Origin of the sequence: Pseudoalteromonas sp. McH1-7, assembly GCF_013366255.1 — a bacterium.
Classification (GTDB): Bacteria; Pseudomonadota; Gammaproteobacteria; order Enterobacterales; family Alteromonadaceae; genus Pseudoalteromonas; species Pseudoalteromonas peptidolytica.
In genome coordinates, this window is record NZ_JABWPQ010000005.1 from 204,240 (window position 1) to 223,659 (window position 19,420).

The window sequence follows — 19,420 nt, forward strand, 5'->3', positions numbered from 1 at the left end:
AACCATGTTAATTTAACTGGGTAGAGATATTTTCCCCATTGAAAAGGGTAACGCTTCCTTCTCTCCTGATAACGTTTCATTTGCAAGCAATGCAAATAAAGCTGCCTCTTTGGCATCAGGGTCAATGTTCAAGTTGGCAAAGTCTTTAATCACTATGGTGCCTTTGAGAAGTCCACCAAGGCGCTGCATCAAAAACGCATTATGCAGCCCGCCTCCACTGACATAAAGTTCAGTGTGTTCTGTTGTGAGCTGATTTATTGCCTCTGCAATAGTACGAGCGGTAAATTCAGTAAGAGTTGCTATGATATCCTCATGGCAAAGATCACATTCACTCAGCGCACGTTGTACATACGCGCGGTTAAATAGCTCTTGTCCCGTAGACTTTGGCAGTGGCAAATCAAAAAAAGCATGTTGGCTTAATTTGATTAGCAGTTTATCGTTAACATTTCCACTCGATGCTATCTTGCCATTTTCGTCATAGGCAATACCAAGAGTGTGTTGACAATATTGATCAATTAATGTGTTTCCTGGGCCTACATCGCTACTAATGGTATCGTTTATCGCCTTAGCTTTTGGTAAATAAGTTAGATTAGATATACCGCCGATATTTAATAAAATGCGGTCGACTTTTTTATCTGAGTAGAGTAAATGATCGCCATATTGTACCAGAGGCGCTCCTTCTAGTTCATTGGCGATATGTTTTTGTCGGAAATCAGAAATAGTAATTATACCTGTTTTTGTGGCAATGACATCGGCATCTACAATCTGCAAGGTGCTATGTAAATTTGAAGCGGTATAAAACGGTTGACCCGGACAATGATATATAGTTTGTCCGTGACTTGCTATCAGATCTATGGACTGATGCTCCTCTTGCCATAACTGTAGTGTCTCACTAATCATATCTGCATATAACCTTCCAAGCCAAGTATGTAACTGGCAAAGAGAACGCAGATCGACTTTTGGGACTGATGCGTGTTGGCTCAATAACGCCCTTTGTGATTGGCTATAGGTAACGGTTTTGAATTTTTCTACTTCAAGCTTTGTCCGTTTTCCATGATGCGTAATTTTACATAATGCAATGTCAAGTCCGTCAAGAGAAGTCCCACTCATCAGGCCTAAAATTCTCTTAGTGGGTTTATTTGCAATGTTGGCTAATTTTATAATATCGCTTTTCATTTATAGCTTTCGTTCTGTAATGATGGCTGCCACTTTATCGTATTTTACGCCTTTCAAGATCCCGAACCCAGTTAATTGTCTAAACTTAAACCTAGTAAAATACGGGCAACTTAAGCCAAGTAAAAATAGTGTTTTTAAATGAGTTGAAAAGTCGACACTGTTCTGTGTGGCAAATTGCGACGCATTTCTCAACGTTTCTCGGATCAACTCAATATCTATTGGAGGTTCTTCCTCCACCTGCATTAACATGGCTTTTCCTTCGCATGCGCTACAATGCCCGCAATGTTTCGGAGCCATGCTATCTCCAAAATAGCTTGCCAAAGCGTAATGATAGCAGGTAGTTAGTTGAAAAAATTGGAGTAAATGTTTAAGTCTGGCTTGTTCACCTTGCGCTTTAATTTGTGCTTGTTGATAAAACTCATCCGTTAATTTATCGATGTCGATTGATTCACTCGTTTTAGAGTAGACAGAAGTATACTTTGATGTTTTCACCTCGATCAGCTGTCGGTTCGATAAATAGTCAATAGCATCTTGCGCTTTTGACAAGGAGATCCCATTATTTTCCAATGCCGCTAACGATAATACTCCCCACTTTTTCTTAAACTCAAAGCAGCTCAATAGCTTATCCAAGAAAACTTGCCGCTGTTCAGAAAAGTGAGCAAGTAACTTCTCTTTCGTTTGGGTAAACGCAATGTGTAGCTCTGCAAAATAGCTATAGTTAATTTGTAATAAGCCTTGTAGCTCTAATTGTACTAACAAGGTTTTTAAGACCAATTGGTTTATATTCGTTTTGTTTGCAAGGTCATACTCATTTAAATGATAGTCTTGATCTGGCGCTGAAAATAATTCAGTAAAGAGGTGTTTGAGAGACGCATACTCCAATGCGCTTGCATGGACAAAGTTCTCAAGTGTCGATATTTTCTCGTTATTTATTAGCGCAACACAGTACGCCGGCTTTGAGTCCCTACCCGCTCTGCCGACTTCCTGGCTATAACCCTCGATGGACTTTGGCATATCATAATGTAGTACCCATCTAACATCCGGTTTATCGACTCCCATACCAAAAGCAATTGTGGCGACAACGATTAAATCTGGTTCAGTCAGAAAGTTCGCTTGGATCTGTGCTTTATCTTCAGCTTTAAGCGAAGCATGAAATGCAGCTGCTTTAAAGCCACATGCAACAATCATTTTAGCAACTTCTTCTGCTTGTTTTTGTTGCGTTACATATACTATCCCGGCTCCTTTTGCCCTTTTAAGAAACGCAAGTAAGTATTCATCTTTTTGCTTTTCTCTTATATACACCGCACTCAGATGTAAGTTCTTTCTATAGAAGCCGGTGCGAACAATCGACTGCTGCTGAATATTAAACTTACATGCCATATCATTGGCGACTTTGTTGGTTGCAGTGGCGGTAAGTAATAACACTTGCTTGATCCCAAGCTCTTCACGATATTTGGCAATTTTAAGGTAATCAGGGCGAAAGTTGTGTCCCCATTCGGAGATACAGTGTGCCTCATCGATGACTAAAAAAGAAATGTGAGCTCGGCTTAGTAATAAACGGGCTTTTTGACTGTTTAATCTTTCTACTGAAATAAAGAGTACTTTCAGAGTGTTACTGATGATCTCATTTTCAACCTGGGTTGTTTCGGCACGAGTTTGAGTACTATCCAAGCAGGCGGATTTCACTCCTATCTTTAATAAATAATCTCGCTGCTCATGCATTAACGCAAGTAATGGTGATACGACAACACACATACCCGATTTTAAGACTGCGGGGAGCTGGTAACACAATGATTTTCCTGCTCCAGTTGCAAAAATAGCAATGGTGCTTTGTTCTTTTAGTATAAGGTCTATAACTTCTGCTTGGCCATGGCGTAATGTCGAATGGCCAAATGTCTGCTGCAGCGTTGTGAAAATCTGTTTTTGATTCATTCCGAGTCTTTTCTATATTTTTTTGATATGTCGCTTATCGTCTCGCTTAGGCTTTTAATAGCTGTGTTGATCCTATCAATTTCAGAGCGGTTAAAGGCATGTCGACCTAGCATAAAATGTATAGCATTGTCATTGACAACATAGGGATGTAATACGAGGCTGTGATAGCCAAGCTGGTTAATATAATAATATCCCGCATCTTCATCTTCTATCAGAAAATCAACACGACCCTTTGCAACCATTTCTACTCTGCGCTCTAGGCTTGAAATTTCAAATAACCTTTTGTCATACCATTCTATTTTTTTTATTTGTTTTAGCTCTTCGCCATAATAAGCCCCAGGATTTGATGTAAACGTATGCCCGGACGAAAAAAGCTCTATTAGACTACTGTTTGGGCCGATTTCTCTATTTGAGAATAGCCTCATTCTCTCTCTTCTATAAGGTGCCGAAAAATAAGCAACTTTTGCTCGCTCAACGCTAAAGCTAGCTGAAGGAAGAATATCTATTAGTCCTTTTTCTAGCTCGGTGATCCCTCTTGCTGATGAAGGAAGTTGAATAAATTCGATACAGAGGTTTGCGTTAGCAAAAACTGACTTTGTTACTTCAATATCAATACCGTATGGTGTTGGATTATACATGACAAAAGGTGGCCACTGTGAGCCTATTCCAACTTTATACACAGGCCGGTTGGCGCAAGCCTGCGAGTGAGTCGTGAACATCATCAGGCAACATATAAATACGGTGATACGAAAAATTACTATCAGGAGGCGTTACTCGTTTGTGAAGCTCATATCGTTATTATGAAAGACTCACGAAAAAAATAAAGTGATAAATCGGTAATATTGGGCAGAGTAATGTGTAAGTGAACAATAAAATGAGCTTGTGCAAACAAGCTCATTTAGGGTTTAAGTTAAAGTTAATCAGTTTACAGACGTTTCCAAACGCCAGCGGTTCCAGGCTCTTCTCCACGAGTCCACCATTTGGCTTCAAACTGAGCGCCGTTATGGCTAACGCGATCTCCGCCAACATATACGGCTGAACTATCCCATGCAGGATATTGTGCTGCCGTGTCTTTCACTGTTACATCAAAGCTTGAAATAACACTGTTGACACCGTCAGAGACTGTAACAGTTACCGTCACCGTAGTATCAGCAGAAACACTAGAAGCGGTAAGGGTTGCCGTATTATTATTGCTAACAACGCTTAGCTCGGCTGGTACTGACCAATCATAGCTCAATGCAGCGCCCTCTGGATCAGTAGCGTTGACTGTAATTGTAGTCGAATCACCTTCATTGATCGTCACATTTGCGATCGGCGTAACTGCTGGAGCCTCATTTGCCCCCTCAGGATTGACAACTACAGTGACCGTCTTACTGGTGCTAACAGTGCCATCGTTTACTGTTAATGACAAATCATAGCTAGTTTGCTGAGTTACTGATGGAGCAGTGATAGAGACTGACGCTGTGTTGGTTGCAGACAAGACTAATGCTGCGGGAGCAGTCCATGAGTATGTTAACGGATCATTGTCAGCATCAGCTGCTAGCGCACTTACATTCACCGATTGCCCCGCTGTTACGTTAATTGGACCTGAAAGGCCAATAGTGGGCGCACGGTTTGGAATATCACCAGCGGTAAGACCATCGTACATCGCATTTAATATGTCGCCATTGTCAGCGTCAATTTCCCAGCCGAACAAACCAGCAAGTTGGTGAGTATTTGCATATTGACCCTTGGCGATGACACTTCTTGGGCTATCATAAGTGATCAGTTTACCATTGCTTCTGTTCCAGACGTAAGCGGCTTGAGCCTGTTCGTCGTAGCCTACTTCGAAGCCATTAACACCATTACCACTTTGACCTACAGCGTTAGCCGCTATCGCTTTATAATCCATTATCCCAGGTTCCCATACCCCTTCATTGGTTGAGCCTTTTAAAGGACCATTACCAGGTGCTGTCATCGGATTTCCTGAAATAGTCGTGTTAGCATCACTTACACCTTCCCAGCCACGGCCATACATCGCTACGCCCATAACCAGTTTTGACGGTTGTACTCCTTGTTGTAGCAACAACTGTATTGCATGGTCACCAGTGTATGCAGGACCTTTCCTAGGATTACCATTGCCATCAACACCTGTACCATTACATTCATCAGTGCTTAGATGTGAACCGCAATAAATCCCAGTTTGGTGCCCAGTATCATTATTCCACGCCCCATGGAAATCGTAGGTCATGGCAAAAATGTAGTCCATATACTGCTGCGCTGCTTGGTAATCTACGTCCTCAATTTTATCGTAACCCGCTCCGATAGCGGATGTGAGTTCATATTTTCTGCCTGTTTCTGCTTCCAACTGGTCTAACATTGCTCGTAGCTCTTGCATAAGTGCTACATAAGCCGGACCATCGTTAACTGGATCGCCAAGATCTGGATTTGGGCCGTCGCCACCAGGGAACTCCCAGTCTATATCTACACCGTCATAGAACTTCCATGTTTTCAAGAACTGCTTAACAGAAGCGACAAAGGTGTCGCGGTTTGCTTTAGTTGTAAAACCATGGAATGGATCTGAAAGTGTCCACCCTCCAATTGAAGGTAAGATTTTTAATTCAGGGTAACGCTGCTTCAACGCCATTAATTGAGAATATACACCACGAATAGGATCTTTCGCGTCTACACCTGGCATCGATTTCTGTACGGCTGCCCATGGATCATGGATAACAACTTCATAGTCTTGTGAATCCGCACAGGCAGTTTGTAGTGCACGCCAACTGTTGCCGTTTTCAATAGATTTCAACGATTCATTCGGTCCACAAATTGGAATAAAACCGTATAAAATGTGTGACAGATTGTGGGCTGGGATTTGAGTTACATCGTAGTTGCGACCGTAGATCCCCCACTCTACAAAGTAAGCACCGGTAACACGTCCGGGAATTGTTCCGTTATTTCTGTTGTTCGGATCAACATTCATTGGTAGTGGGTCCAAATGTGCACCGTCTGTGTCGGCGATAACGATTTCTTTGCCTGCACTTCTGGCACATACCGTACCTTCACATAGCTCTAGATAAAGTTGGTGTCTGCCTGATTTTGTATAAGGAAATTCGACAACCCCACTTTTGGTTCCCGGTGTTAAAGTTCCTTGATTGACTAACATATTGTCAAAGTAAACTTTATAGTTATCTCCACCGGAGCCACTCCAAGCATTCCATTTGATGTTAATATTAACCACATCTTTGGCTTTAACTAGCTGCTTGTATGAGCCGTTGCCATCAACATTTACTTCAACAAAAGAGTATTGTTGCGGCTTCCAATCAAGTGATGGCGTAGATGGTGCAGCTAGTGCTCCCCCACTTAATAACGCCAGTCCTATATATGTAGTTATTTTATTAAGTTTCATATTTTCAACCTTTTTGTAGTTACATGTTGTACCCAGTGTGGGTTAATTAAATTGGTTTCCAAACGGCGGAGCTGCCTGGCTTCTCATTACGATTCCACCATTTCGCTTCATAGCTCTGTTGTTGATAAGTTACTTTGTCCCCTGCAACATAGGTTTGAGTTGCTTTCCATTGTGGGTATTCACCTGCGTTTACATTCTTGATGGTGACAGTAAAACTCGCTGCGGTACTGGCTTTACCATCCGAGACTGTAAGTGAACCTTCAATTGACTGGTCGGTGTTAACGGCTGGGGCGGTGACAACTATCGTGTCGCCATCTCCTGTATAAGTTAAAGGTGAAGGAATTGACCAAGTAAAACTCAACGGATCGTTTTGATCGTCGAAAACATGAGCGTGAACGGTTGCTTGCGTGTTTTCGTTAATCACGATATTTGCTATCGGGTTAATCGTTGGAGGTGTATTGGTATCCCCCTTTACAATACTCAGGTTACTTGTAAATTGTGCGTTTGGTAAAAATACTTGATTGGCCAACAATGTTGTTTCGTCAAAAACAATCGCGCCATCTTGCTGCATAACACCAATTTTTAGTTGGTTACTAAAGTTACTATTTAAGTATGAGGCAAGCTCAGTTTGCCAGCGCGAGACATTCGTTGAATTGATGGAAAGTTTATGGCTTACTAGCTCGTTACCCGCTTGGTCAAATGTTCTAAACCAGATACTGTCGCCAACGTTAGCATTTTGTCCTTGTTTTAAATAGTAACCACTGCTAACCCAATCCGCAGGCGCGCCTGTGGACTTAATGGTAATATCTGAGCAGTTATAAAATCCTTCGCCACCGGCATCATTACGTTGCCAGCGGGTGTACAACACTGCTTCTCCTTCACGACCTGCGGGAATATTAATTTCCATTTTGTAAAAGCGTTTGCCTTCTGGATCTACAACAAAGTCGATATTGTCGAACTCATTGATGAGCTCTAAATCACTCCATTTGAGTGGCATTGTATTTCCGTCGTAACTGGGCTTAGTTAAGAAAATCTGCCAGAAGCTGGGATTATGTGGTGTGGTTGCCCTAAAGCTAATGGCCACTGTGTTTTGAGCATTTGGCTCAATCGTAGTTCTCTGCCAATGGGGCGACACAACACTCATTCCCTTTTTATTTGTGTCCCCGGCTGAACACAATGTACCATCTGGAACTACAGTCTTAACGGCTTCAAGGTTGTTATAATCGGCGGTATTTGCTGAAAACTCATGCTCTTGTACAAACTGGAAGTGTCCTGACTCTAGAAAAGCTGCCCTACATGCTAGGTTGGGTATGTTGGAGCCGTCATCAGGCCACCAGTAACCACCTTGAGACTGGCATATTGCTTGTCTGGCCTTTGGAAAATCCATATAGCCATGAGATAGCGCGTTGTTGGACAGTAGCGTTGAAAAGGTGCCAACCATTATAAATGCAAACTTAGATTGGAATTTATTCATGTTAAATTTCCTTCTAATAAGTGGGGAGCCTGTCCTCCCCATCCATTATTTATAAGTTACAAACTTTGGTATAATCACTGCTCGTTGAAGGTTGTTTATTACTCCACCACTTGGCTTCGTATACTGCGTTACCATCTTTAATAAGGTCGCCCTGAGCCGCATGGGTGCCTTTAGGAAAAGTAGGATAGGTGACAATTTGGTCTACAGGGGTTCCTTTACATGAAGTCACCGGATCCGTTGAACCATCTCCTGGCTTTGCTATTGGAAGGTCTTTGTATTCACTGGCAAATGCGTATCGTTTACCATCCTTCTCAACGACAAAATTAACAGGACCTGAAATCGGCATATAGTACATAACCTGGGCGTTCACCGTTTCTCCAGGGCCAAATGACTTAGGTGTGCTCCCCCACTCATTGACTAACGTGATAGAAAAACGATGGAATTCATTTTCAAAACCACCTATGTTGTTGCCAGCAGCGTTAGAGCCATTTACATCCACCGCCATCTTAAGTTTTTCTTGGGCATTCCAGTTCGATTTGAAGATAGCTGATGTTGCAACAGGTACATCGAAGGAAATCTTTGCACCGGTTAAGTCAATCCCTGAGTTATTGGTAAATGCGAAGGTTGGAGCAATTGGGTAGTTTGCATCACCTGCTGGGAAGTCTTTTGCTTCAAAAGACACGTTGACAGCAGAAGCTGGTTTAACAAACGTTTTGTTACCCTGTTTGACCGAATAAGGCGTACCACTTTGGTTAAACTTGTTGTACGCCAAGCTGGTAAGCGATGAACCCATAAAATATTCATTTTTGCTGGTGTCATAGTCAAAGTCACCGGCAAGCTCCCAAAACATGATCCCGCCCAGTTCTTGGTTGATGACATAATCAACTTTTGCAGCCATGGATTCTTCATCTTCGATGGACAAGAATACGTTTTTAGTTGAATTCCAAAGCCAAGGTGCAACTGCAACCGCATCATAGTGGCGTGTATAACTGCCGGTAATTTGGTGCGCTGGGTTATTGATAGGGTCTAAACCGTAATCTGAAAGGTAGCTACCCAGTACTCCATTTTGTAAGTTTTTAACATGCCATAATGGGTTCGAACCCGCTGGTACCTCTAAACCAACATCATTTTTGTCATGCCATAAGTTGTCTATACCAACTGCACCATTACCACATTTATTCTTGTCGCCACTACCAGTACCAGGAGGGCAATCCGCTTGGTTTGGTAATGCAGCTTGACCCCATAAGCCATTGGTACCGCCAGTCACATCTCTAAACCCGCGAGTGTAATAAGGAATACCTATATTAATTCGCCCAGCAGAAACTGATCCTCTGAAATATTTAACAGCCCAATCAGTATTCAGGTAGCCAATACCTTCAAACTCTTTCGTGCCATAAACATTCCATTGTTTTAATTCAGAGTCTTCACCAGTATCAAATAATGAAGCATTGTGGCCAACATGTTGGTTCCATGCACCGTGAAGATCATAAGACATGATATTCACATAATCTAAGTATTTGGTGACTTGGAAGGTCTCCATACCACGCAACAAATAACCAGAGGAAGGAGACGCGATAGTGAGCAAGTAGTGGGTATTATCTTGCTGACCTGCTTGGTCTAGTGCCTCACGTAATTTCTTCATCAATACTTGGTAAGAGCGATTCAATGCTGCGCGTCGGGGGTTTGATATGGCAAAGTCATCTGGGTGACCCGAATCGTTCATCGAAGAGGGGTACTCATAGTCAATATCGACACCATCGAAGCCATATTTACGTATAAAATCGATAGAGCTTGCAACAAAAGCATCAATTCCAGCGTGGTTCACACTACCATCAGCATTGGTTGTCATGGTGTAGAAACCACCACTCGCGACCCTTTTGCCTGTTTCGTCAAAGTAGCCTCCAGTTTCAGCCCAACCACCAACTGAAATCAACGTTTTTACGTCTGGATGCTGCTTTTTAAATTTGTTAAGTAAGTTAAAATGACCTGTATAGGGCAAAGTTGGATCCATTTCTGCCCCTGCAACTCCCGGCCAGGTCATATTCGTTGCTGGGTTTTCAGCGGCATTTGGGTTGCCTATTGAAACCTTGTTGTTAGCATCTACATGTGCAAATGCGTAATTAATATGCGTGATCTTGTCCCACGGTATGTCATTAACCAAATAACTTGGTTGACCGTTTTTACCTGTTCTCCAGCTTGTAAAGTAACCAATGACTCGTCTTGGATGATCGGCACCCATTTTCTCTCTGCCATTTTCATCATAGATTTTGCAGTAATTTGGCGAAGCATTTGGAGTTTCGTACAGCCCTGCTGGAACACAGTTATTACTAACTGGAGGAACTTCAACAACATTCACAGTTAATGTACTTTGTGCTGTTGCACCGCTGTTATCTTCTACGACTAGTTTAAGTTGCGCGGTGCCGAGTTGCGCCGGTAGCCAAGTGTATTGTACCGGTGCTGAAGTACTCTCAGAGACGACTTGACCGTCTACAAGCAACGTTAATTTTTGTACTGTACCATCAGGATCTGAGCCATCCAAAGTAATGATGACTGGTTGATTTACAGTGACATCAGTTATCCCACCTTCAAGACTTAAATTTGCGGTCGGTAGTTGGTTACTTGTTGAGTTTACGATGATATTGCTGATTAATGATGAAGAGCGTGCTTGTTCATTATCTGTAGCAACAACAGAAATGGTATGGTTACCTGCAGTTGCCAACCAATCAACAGAATAGTTGTTACCTACTGCTGTTGTATCAATACCTACAGAGGTACCGTCAACAAAGAACTCGACTTGACTAACCGAACCATCAGCGTCTGTTGCATCAACTGAAATGGCAACGCTGTCATTTTCTGAAAAAGAAGCTCCGTCAATTGGCTGTAATGATTGAACTTGAGGTGGTTTGTTGGTGACAACGCTGTCACACCGTCCCAATTTTTTCCAGTCATCCCAAGGTCCAGAGTTAGTAGAGGGATCTGCTTGAGTCCACCACTTTGCTTCATAGGCATGTTGTGCTTTTTGTACTTGTTCACCGCCGCTATATGCTGTGCCTTGTGACCATTGTGCTAGTGAGTCACAATTGTAAGCATATGAATTAGCGCAAAAAGCAGCACCAATTAGCGAAGCCATATAGGATAAATTAAAGGTCTTTACATGTTGTTTCATAGGTGTGGTTCTCCAACCATTTATTGTATTCGGTTAACAATAACAACATAAACCTAACACATAAAAAGGATATGGCAACAAGAAATTTACCACCCTGTTTGACGTTTACGTAAACGTAATTTCATGTGTTTTAGACTTAAAAATGTAATACTAAGCTATTGAAAATAATGCTTAGTTCTTTCTCAGATAATGAAATAATCGATGTCATGATTATTTGAGATTTATAGATAGTTGATTGAGCGAGAATGCAAAATCTTTACTTTAACTATATGTTTTATATTGATATATCTTAATGGTATAAATGATTTCTAAGAGGAATATAGGAATTAATTCGAATTTTTCATCATGCTTGTTGTTACTTGGTTTTTCTACTAAGTTTAAAAGTAAGGTAATTTGGAGGTATTGCATTGGATTTTAGCGAACAATCAACTACTTCAGACAAAGTCATTCGTATTCTATGCCTCGATGACGAAGAGAATGTACTGCGATCATTAAACAGGCTGTTTCGACAAAATGGGATCGAAGCGGAATTGTTTACTGAACCAGAGCAAGCGTTGTTGACGATTAAAAAAAATACTTATGATGTCATTGTTAGCGATATGAGAATGCCAGATATGGACGGAGCTACTTTTTTAAAACAAGCAAAGCAAATTCAGCCCGAAACTCAACGTATTTTACTTACTGGATACGCTGACATGGCATCAACAATTAAAGCCATAAATGAAAGTGGGATCCACGCATATATTCAAAAACCGTGGGACAATGAAATTCTAATTCATACAGTTAAACAGTGTGCCGAGAAATTTCGTTTAAAGAACCAAAATATAAAGCTTACTAAAGAAATTAGTACAAAAAATAAGGAGCTAGTAGAGCTAAACGAAAGCCTAGAGGAATTGGTACAAAAACGTACCGCACAAATTAGAAAAGTATTGAATCAGCTCGAGCAAGCGAATAAAAAAGAAGTTAAAGAGCACCGTGCTACAGTTGAGTTGCTGTATAACTTTATTAATGCCAACCCTTTTATTGATGGGAAAAAAGCGAAGAATATTGCTAGATTATGTAAAATAATGGCTTCTGGCCTTAATTTAAGTAAAGAGCTTGCTGAAACAACAATGATGTCAGGTTATCTTGCTGAGGTAGGCTTACTTGCGATGGATCCTGAAATCTACAAAAAACCACCGAGAACGCTGAGCGAAGCGCAAAAAAAGACATATTATACACATCCCTCAATCGCACAGCTTATGTTAATGCCTGCACAACATTTATCTGATGTTGCCGAAGCAATTTATCACCAATTTGAAAGGTACAATGGACAAGGTATTCCCAAGGGACTCAAGGGAAAGGAGATCCCTCTTGGCTCTTTAATATTGGCTGTGGCGAGAGACTATTATGATCATTTTTATCAAGCTAACGGTACAGATGAGGAAAAAACGCAAACTTCTCTTGAGCTTATAAAAGCGTATAGAGGAAATTTTTATGCCCCCGAAGTTGTTGATGCCTTGCAAAAAGCCGTAAGTAATAACGATCTGGCTGAAGATAGTGTGGGAACAGTTGATATAATTACAACTGATAAGCTACAAGCAGGGATGACCTTAGGTCTTGCTCTACATAGCAATCAAGGGATCTTGCTACTACCCAAAGGCCATGTATTTACAGATAAATCTATTGATAAGCTTAAGCAACTACAAACTCAGCGCCCTATCCCTTTTAGGATAATGGTAAAAAGTAACTAATACCAATTGACTTGATACTTGCTCAATTTGAAGGAGTAAATCTGACGCTAACAGCATTAAAAATTTCTTATTTAGAACAAATAAATAGTAAAAATTTTGCTTTGCCGACACGTATGTAGGTACCTTGGTGATAGCAGGACGCGGTAGCGGGGTTATCGCCAAGATTTTCTCGCCTCAGAATAGACAACTGAATTAGGAAAATAGGTATAATTTTTATTAAACACTTTACTGGTTATAAGCTGCGAGCAAGAACTATTAAAAATAGGTTACAGCGTCAAGTTTTCTTCATACATTTAAAATGTGTGAGTATTTCTTTTTGAAAGGAACACATCGTACTATTGTGGGTGGAATTACAAATTAATAAACCGAGTTGAATTTTGAAATTTTTATCAAAGCATTCATTTTCACCTGACATATTTTAAATTTTATTAGAACTGGTTTATAAAAATATTGTTATCGTGACAAAAATTGGATGTGATTTTGAGGGTTTTGGAAAACGTTCTAAGATAAAAATAAAGCGTTTAATAAGGATGTTTGATTATAGTTTATTTTAAAAAGATTCTTTCCAGTTAATATAATATGGAGTGAATTGATTTTTACACTTCAAAATATAGCCAGAGTGAGCACCTAACATTAAATAGTTAAATGCTCACATTCTACACTTAATCCAATAGACTATTCAGTATTTGTATTGGGTGTCTGGGCTTGTTACCTGAAAAACGCTTCACCTGACAGCGGCAGGAAAAGCCGGTGGCGAGAATCGCTTCATCTTTAGTTTCCTCAATATGCGATCGCCATGAAGCATCATAAAGAGCCCTCGTATTTTCTTGGTTCTGTAACTCATGACCGTAGGTACCAGCCATGCCACAACATCCAGTACTTGGTGTATCTAAGTTAGAATTGAATTTTGTGAAAATACTTTTCCATACTCTTTTCGATTCGGGCATCGAGGTGGTTTCGGTACAGTGACTTAACAGCTTGAACTTTGATGGACTTAGCGTGTCTATACTTGGAATATCAATAGTTGCAAGCCACTCATGGGCCAACAGTACATTAAATTCTCCCCTACTTTCTTGAAGTATATCTTTATATTCATCTCGATAACACATAACTAACGAGGCGTCTAATCCCACTAAAGGTCTGCCGTTTTCACTTATCTTATTTAAAAATTCAGAAGCATTTGCCGCTGTTGACTTAAACTGTTTTAAAAGACCCTTTACGTGTTGAGGCTTCCCATTGGGTTTGAAGGGTAAAAGAAGTGGATAATATCCTAGCTTTCTTATGAGTTGAATAAAGTCCGATACTAATTCAGCTTCATAAAAACTGGTGAAAGGATCTTGGACTATAAATATTGCACGTAGCTTTTCCTCAGCACTAAGCCTGTTAAATACTTCGTCAGAATAGTGGTATTCCTTAGATACTAATTTATGTAGTTGAACTTTACTTAGTAATGGTGAATCCACATAGCCAATAAGCTTTTCAAGTAGATAACTCGATATACTGTTATTTTGAACTAAATTACTCAAATTTGGGAATTTTGATATTACCGGTAACAAGCGCTCAATATTGGCAACTAAATAATCTTTTATTGGGCGATTGTAACGACTGTAATAAAAATTCAAAAATTTAGCGCGAAAAGTAGGTACATCAACCTTTATTGGACAAGCGGTCGTACAGGCTTTACAAGCCAAGCACTCATCCATGGATGCTTTTACTTCATGGGAGAAATCATACTCGTCTTTATTTCGATTATTTAAAAATCGCTCCCACCATGTGACTGTATTCTCACCATTAATGAGTCGCTTTTCTACTGATACTAAATCGACACCCTTGTTACTTTGTAATCGTAACCATTCTTTAAAAAGACCAGCTCTTCCTTTTGGTGAATGACGTCTATCTTTAGTCACCTTATATGATGGACACATGGGGGAGTTTTCATCATAGTTGAAGCAAAGGCCGTTACCATTACAATTGAGTGGGGGCTCATAACTTGTTTGTACTTGTACAGGTATCTCTCGATCAAGCCATGTTCTTTTCTGCCCGTCAACCGATACCAATTGGTCGTTCGAATCAATAGGTGTACATATTTTTCCTGGGTTCAGGCGATTGTTTTTATCGAATAAAGATTTTATTTTTCTAAGCTCGCTAAAAAGCTGCTCACCAAAAAACTCTGGGCCATACTCACTACGATAACCTTTACCATGTTCACCCCACATTAAGCCGCGATATTTTGCAGTAAGTGCAACAACTTTGTCAGAAATTGACCTAAGTAGCTGTTCTTGCTCTGGGTCAAACATATCAAGTGCTGGACGAACGTGAAGAACCCCCGCGTCTACATGACCAAACATGCCGTAATCTAATTTATAGCTATCTAGCAAATCTCGGAATTCCATTATGAAATCAGCAAGATTTTCAGGCGGAACCGCGGTATCTTCAGCAAACGCGATTGGTTTACGCTTTCCTTTAACATTACCTAATAAACCAACAGACTTTTTACGCATTGCGTAGATCTTTAGAATATCTTCTTTGCTATCTATTAACTGATATCCAATGACTCCAGCTTCTTTGTTTGCAATTAATGTATCTAACCTATTGCAAAGATTCTCTACCTTCGAATTGATCTCTTGTGTTGACTCACCATTGAACTCAACCATGTTCAAACCTTGCATATCATAGCCAGGTACATCTGTAATTAAGTCCGATACTGAATGCCAAATAATATCTTCTCTTGCTAACCCTAGTACTTTACTATCCACAGTTTCAACTGAAGTGGCATTTGCTGATACTAAAAATGGGCTATTTCTAAGTGCGGATTCAAAAGAATCATATTTTATATTTATTAATGTTTTGTATGGCTGGATCTTGGTTAGATTTAGTTTAGCTTCTGTTACTATCGCCAAGGATCCTTCTGAACCTGCAACGATTCTTGATAAATCAAACGTAGATAAAGATTCGTCAAAGACATTTTCAAGATCATAACCTGTCAAGAATCGATTTAACCTTGGAAACTTTTCAAGTATGAGAGTGCGATTGGAGCGGCATGCTTCAATTACATGAGCATAAATATCAGATGTTCTTGAATTTTGCTGAGCTAAAAGTTCCGCTTTTTCAATTGGAAGCTTTGAAGTGTTTAGCTCAGTACCGTCAATGAGATAAGTCTTTAGGCCTAAAATATGATCGCTGGTTTTACCGTAAACGAGAGAGCCTTGACCTGACGCATCGGTATTGATCATACCACCAATAGTTGCCCTATTACTTGTTGATAGGTCGGGTGAAAAGAAGAAGCCATAAGGTTTCAGAAAATCATTGAGTTGATCTTTGATAACCCCTGCCTGGACTCTGACCCACCCTTCTTTTTCGTTAATTTCTAATATTTCTCTCATATACCTTGAGAGATCAATTACTATACCTGGAGTTAATGATTGACCATTAGTACCTGTGCCACCTCCGCGGGGACCAAAAGTAAGAGAAAGAAAAGGATCCTGTTGCGCAAGTTCTAAAGCAACTTGTACATCTCTATTTGACTTTGGAAAAATGACGGCCTGAGGTACTTGCTGATAAATACTATTATCAGTTGACGTTACTAAGCGTGTGGCATAGCTATTATCTATGTCCCCAGAAAACCCTGATTCACTGAGTTTTTTGTGGTACTGGCTTATGAGCTCACTTGCAGAATCCTGCTGACTAATATTTTCGATCATGACGGTATATTTTACTTGCTTTGCATTAATTGTATCACGAAGGTTCCATGAACAACTTGAGAATTTTTGGGTTTGTTAAAAATGAAAATAGTTTATTTTAGATACTATTGTACAGTTTTGTTGATAGGGAGAAAGTAACATGAAAGTTATTAATAAATTAGTTTGTTCACTTTTATGATTTTTACTCGTATCTACATCGATAAGACTTGATTGGAAAAGTGGCTAGTATAGTAATTCGCTGAGAATAACAGATAGCGAAGTGGTCATTAAAATGCTGCAAAAAGTTGCTTAAGCATAAAGCCCCAGTTCAATAAACTGGGGCTAATGGTATGTTATTTAGTGAACTTTTCAGCTAAATATAACCAAGTTTCAAGCACTGTATCTGGGTTTAGTGAGACAGAATCAATTCCTTCTTCTACCAGCCAAGCAGCAAAATCTTCATGATCCGATGGGCCCTGACCACAAATACCTACATACTTGCCTTTTGCCCTAGCGGTTTGAATAGCCATTGAAAGCAGTTTCTTGATCGCTGGATTTCGCTCATCAAAAAGGTGTGCGATAAGACCTGAGTCACGGTCAAGACCGAGAGTTAACTGAGTTAAATCATTTGAACCTATAGAGAAACCATCAAAGTATTCTAAAAACTCTTCTGCTAGCAGGCAGTTTGATGGAAGTTCACACATCATGATGACTTTTAGCCCGTTCTCGCCACGTTTTAAGCCATGAGCTTCGAGAATTTCAATCACTTGGGCTGCTTCTTCTAGAGTACGAACGAACGGGATCATGATTTCGACGTTGGTTAGATCCATGTCGTTACGAACACGTTTAATCGCTTCACACTCAAGAGCGAAACATTCCCTAAAGTCTTCAGAAATATATCGAGATGCACCGCGGAAACCGATCATTGGGTTTTCTTCTTCCGGCTCATACTGTTGACCGCCAACTAGGTTTGCATATTCGTTTGACTTGAAGTCAGACATACGAACAATAACTCGTTCAGGTGCAAATGAAGCGCCAAGTGTTGCTATACCTTCAACTAACTTGCTGATATAAAACTCTACTGGTGACTCATAACCTGCGATAAGCTCTTTAATTTCAGCCTGTAGCTCTGCATCTTGCTTGTCAAAATGAAGTAGTGCTTTAGGATGAATACCGATCATACGGTTGATAATAAACTCAAGACGAGCAAGGCCGATACCTGCGTGCGGTAACTTAGCAAAATCGAATGCGCGATCTGGATTACCCACATTCATCATAATCTTCATTGGGATGTCAGGCATTGAATCGATGCGAGAAGAAATAACATCAAACTCAAGCTCGCCTTTGTAGATATAACCTGTGTCACCTTCGGCACATGAGACAGTTACGGTGTCGCCATTAGTAATCAAATCAGTTGCATTACCACATCCGACTACAGCTGGGATCCCAAGCTCTCGAGCGATAATTGCTGCATGGCAAGTTCGACCACCACGATTTGTTACGATAGCAGAGGCGCGCTTCATGATAGGTTCCCAGTCAGGATCCGTCATGTCAGTTACAAGTACGTCACCTTGCTTTACTGAATCCATTTCGTCAATAGAAGTCAAAACTTTAACGACGCCCGAGCCAATCTTATGACCGATTGCTCGACCTTCAACAATAATTTCTGATTTTGATTTTAACTGGAAGCGTTCCATTACGTTCGCATCTTCGTTTGAACGAACGGTTTCTGGACGGGCCTGTACGATGTATAGCTTACCGTCGTTACCATCTTTTGCCCACTCGATATCCATTGGACGACCATAGTGTTTTTCGATGATAACAGCTTGCTTGGCAAGTTCTTCTACTTCTGCGTCGGTAATCGAGAATTGGTTAGATAGTGCTGAGTCTACATCAACAATCTCAACTTGTTTACCATGAGATTCATCACTTGAATAAATCATTTGGATTGCTTTCGAGCCAATATTTCTCTTAAGAACAGCTGGTTTTGCTTTAGCAAGAGTTTGCTTATGAACATAAAATTCATCAGGGTTTACTGCGCCCTGAACTACCATCTCTCCTAAACCATAACTAGAAGTAACGAAAACTACGTCTTCAAAGCCTGATTCAGTATCGATTGAGAACATTACACCAGAGGATGCTTTGTCTGAACGCACCATGCGTTGAATACCAGCTGAAAGCGCGACGCCTCTGTGGTCATAGCCTTGGTGTACACGATAAGAAATGGCACGGTCATTAAATAGCGAAGCAAATACGTGTTTTATAGCGATCATCACGGCGTCAATGCCGCGAACGTTTAGGAAAGTTTCTTGTTGGCCAGCGAAAGAAGCGTCTGGCATATCTTCTGCTGTTGCTGAAGAACGAACAGCAAAGGAGACATCTTGGCTTGCATCACCGTGTAATTGGCTGTAAGCCTCACGGATTGCTTTATCTAATTCTGGTTGGAATGGTGTATCGATAACCCATTGTCTTATTTGGGCGCCGACTTTGGCTAATTCGTTGACATCATCAACATCGAGAGTATCTAAGATTGAGTGGATTTTTTCATTGAGCCCTGATTGCTCAAGAAATTCATTGAACGCATCAGCAGTTGTTGCGAATCCACCAGGTACTTGTACACCAGCGTTAGCAAGGTTAGATATCATTTCACCTAGAGAAGCGTTTTTACCACCAACTCGAGGTACATCCTGCATACCTAACTCTTGATACCAGAGAACGTAGTCTTGCACGGAACTGTCTCCAAAACAAATTGTATTAAATGTGAGAGATTAATTGACCTTTCCACTAGGTCACAGGCATTCTACAACGGTATGGCTGCCTTCGTAAACCGCGTTGGCTTATTTTAAACAATTTCTAAATGAATAATATCAA

9 protein-coding genes are annotated in these 19,420 nt (G+C 40.6%); 1 reads left to right on the forward strand and 8 read right to left on the reverse strand.

All coding sequences use genetic code 11. The features are described 5' to 3' along the window. Nucleotides 1-12: 12 nt before the first annotated feature. From HUZ36_RS05700 to HUZ36_RS05725, 6 genes are all read right to left on the reverse strand, one after another. Nucleotides 13-1,176: an anhydro-N-acetylmuramic acid kinase gene (locus HUZ36_RS05700; protein WP_176032308.1), complete on the reverse strand. Its 1,164-nt coding sequence runs from the start codon at nt 1,174-1,176 to the stop codon at nt 13-15. Beyond that, entirely contained in the window at nt 1,177-3,108 is a 1,932-nt protein-coding gene (locus HUZ36_RS05705; protein ID WP_176032309.1) for a RecQ family ATP-dependent DNA helicase, read from the reverse strand. It lies immediately after the preceding gene. Beyond that, nucleotides 3,105-3,830 (reverse strand): substrate-binding periplasmic protein, encoded by a 726-nt coding sequence (locus HUZ36_RS05710; protein WP_128731029.1) that lies wholly within the window; start codon nt 3,828-3,830, stop codon nt 3,105-3,107. Before HUZ36_RS05710 ends, HUZ36_RS05705 begins: the two co-directional genes overlap by 4 nt. A gap of 203 nt (nt 3,831-4,033) precedes the next feature. Then, entirely contained in the window at nt 4,034-6,496 is a 2,463-nt protein-coding gene (locus tag HUZ36_RS05715) for a glycosyl hydrolase family 18 protein (RefSeq protein ID WP_176032310.1), read from the reverse strand. Between the two features lie 46 nt (nt 6,497-6,542). Beyond that, entirely contained in the window at nt 6,543-7,970 is a 1,428-nt protein-coding gene (locus HUZ36_RS05720) for a lytic polysaccharide monooxygenase (protein WP_176032311.1), read from the reverse strand. A gap of 49 nt (nt 7,971-8,019) precedes the next feature. Beyond that, on the reverse strand, nt 8,020-11,136 hold the full coding sequence (locus HUZ36_RS05725; RefSeq protein ID WP_176032312.1) for a glycosyl hydrolase family 18 protein: 3,117 nt from the start codon (nt 11,134-11,136) through the stop codon (nt 8,020-8,022). 407 nt (nt 11,137-11,543) lie between these two features. On the opposite strand from HUZ36_RS05725, the gene HUZ36_RS05730 reads away from it, so the two are divergent. Next, nucleotides 11,544-12,869: an HD domain-containing phosphohydrolase gene (locus HUZ36_RS05730; RefSeq protein ID WP_176032313.1), complete on the forward strand. Its 1,326-nt coding sequence runs from the start codon at nt 11,544-11,546 to the stop codon at nt 12,867-12,869. 662 nt (nt 12,870-13,531) lie between these two features. Here the strand turns inward: HUZ36_RS05730 and ydiJ are convergent. Further along, a complete protein-coding gene (ydiJ, locus tag HUZ36_RS05735) occupies nt 13,532-16,570 on the reverse strand; it encodes a D-2-hydroxyglutarate dehydrogenase YdiJ (protein WP_176032314.1) in 3,039 nt (1,012 codons plus the stop codon). Between the two features lie 332 nt (nt 16,571-16,902). Continuing rightward, a complete protein-coding gene (gene ppsA, locus HUZ36_RS05740) occupies nt 16,903-19,278 on the reverse strand; it encodes a phosphoenolpyruvate synthase (protein ID WP_176032315.1) in 2,376 nt (791 codons plus the stop codon). Nucleotides 19,279-19,420 lie beyond the last annotated feature (142 nt).

Excerpts from the sequence above, each read along its gene's own strand:
- HUZ36_RS05700 (WP_176032308.1), bottom strand. The coding sequence starts at position 1,176 with ATGAAAAGCGATATTATAAAATTAGCCAACATTGCAAATAAACCCACT.
- HUZ36_RS05705 (WP_176032309.1), bottom strand. The coding sequence starts at position 3,108 with ATGAATCAAAAACAGATTTTCACAACGCTGCAGCAGACATTTGGCCAT.
- HUZ36_RS05710 (WP_128731029.1), bottom strand. The coding sequence starts at position 3,830 with ATGATGTTCACGACTCACTCGCAGGCTTGCGCCAACCGGCCTGTGTAT.
- HUZ36_RS05715 (WP_176032310.1), bottom strand. The coding sequence starts at position 6,496 with ATGAAACTTAATAAAATAACTACATATATAGGACTGGCGTTATTAAGT.
- HUZ36_RS05720 (WP_176032311.1), bottom strand. The coding sequence starts at position 7,970 with ATGAATAAATTCCAATCTAAGTTTGCATTTATAATGGTTGGCACCTTT.
- HUZ36_RS05725 (WP_176032312.1), bottom strand. The coding sequence starts at position 11,136 with ATGAAACAACATGTAAAGACCTTTAATTTATCCTATATGGCTTCGCTA.
- ydiJ (WP_176032314.1), bottom strand. The coding sequence starts at position 16,570 with ATGATCGAAAATATTAGTCAGCAGGATTCTGCAAGTGAGCTCATAAGC.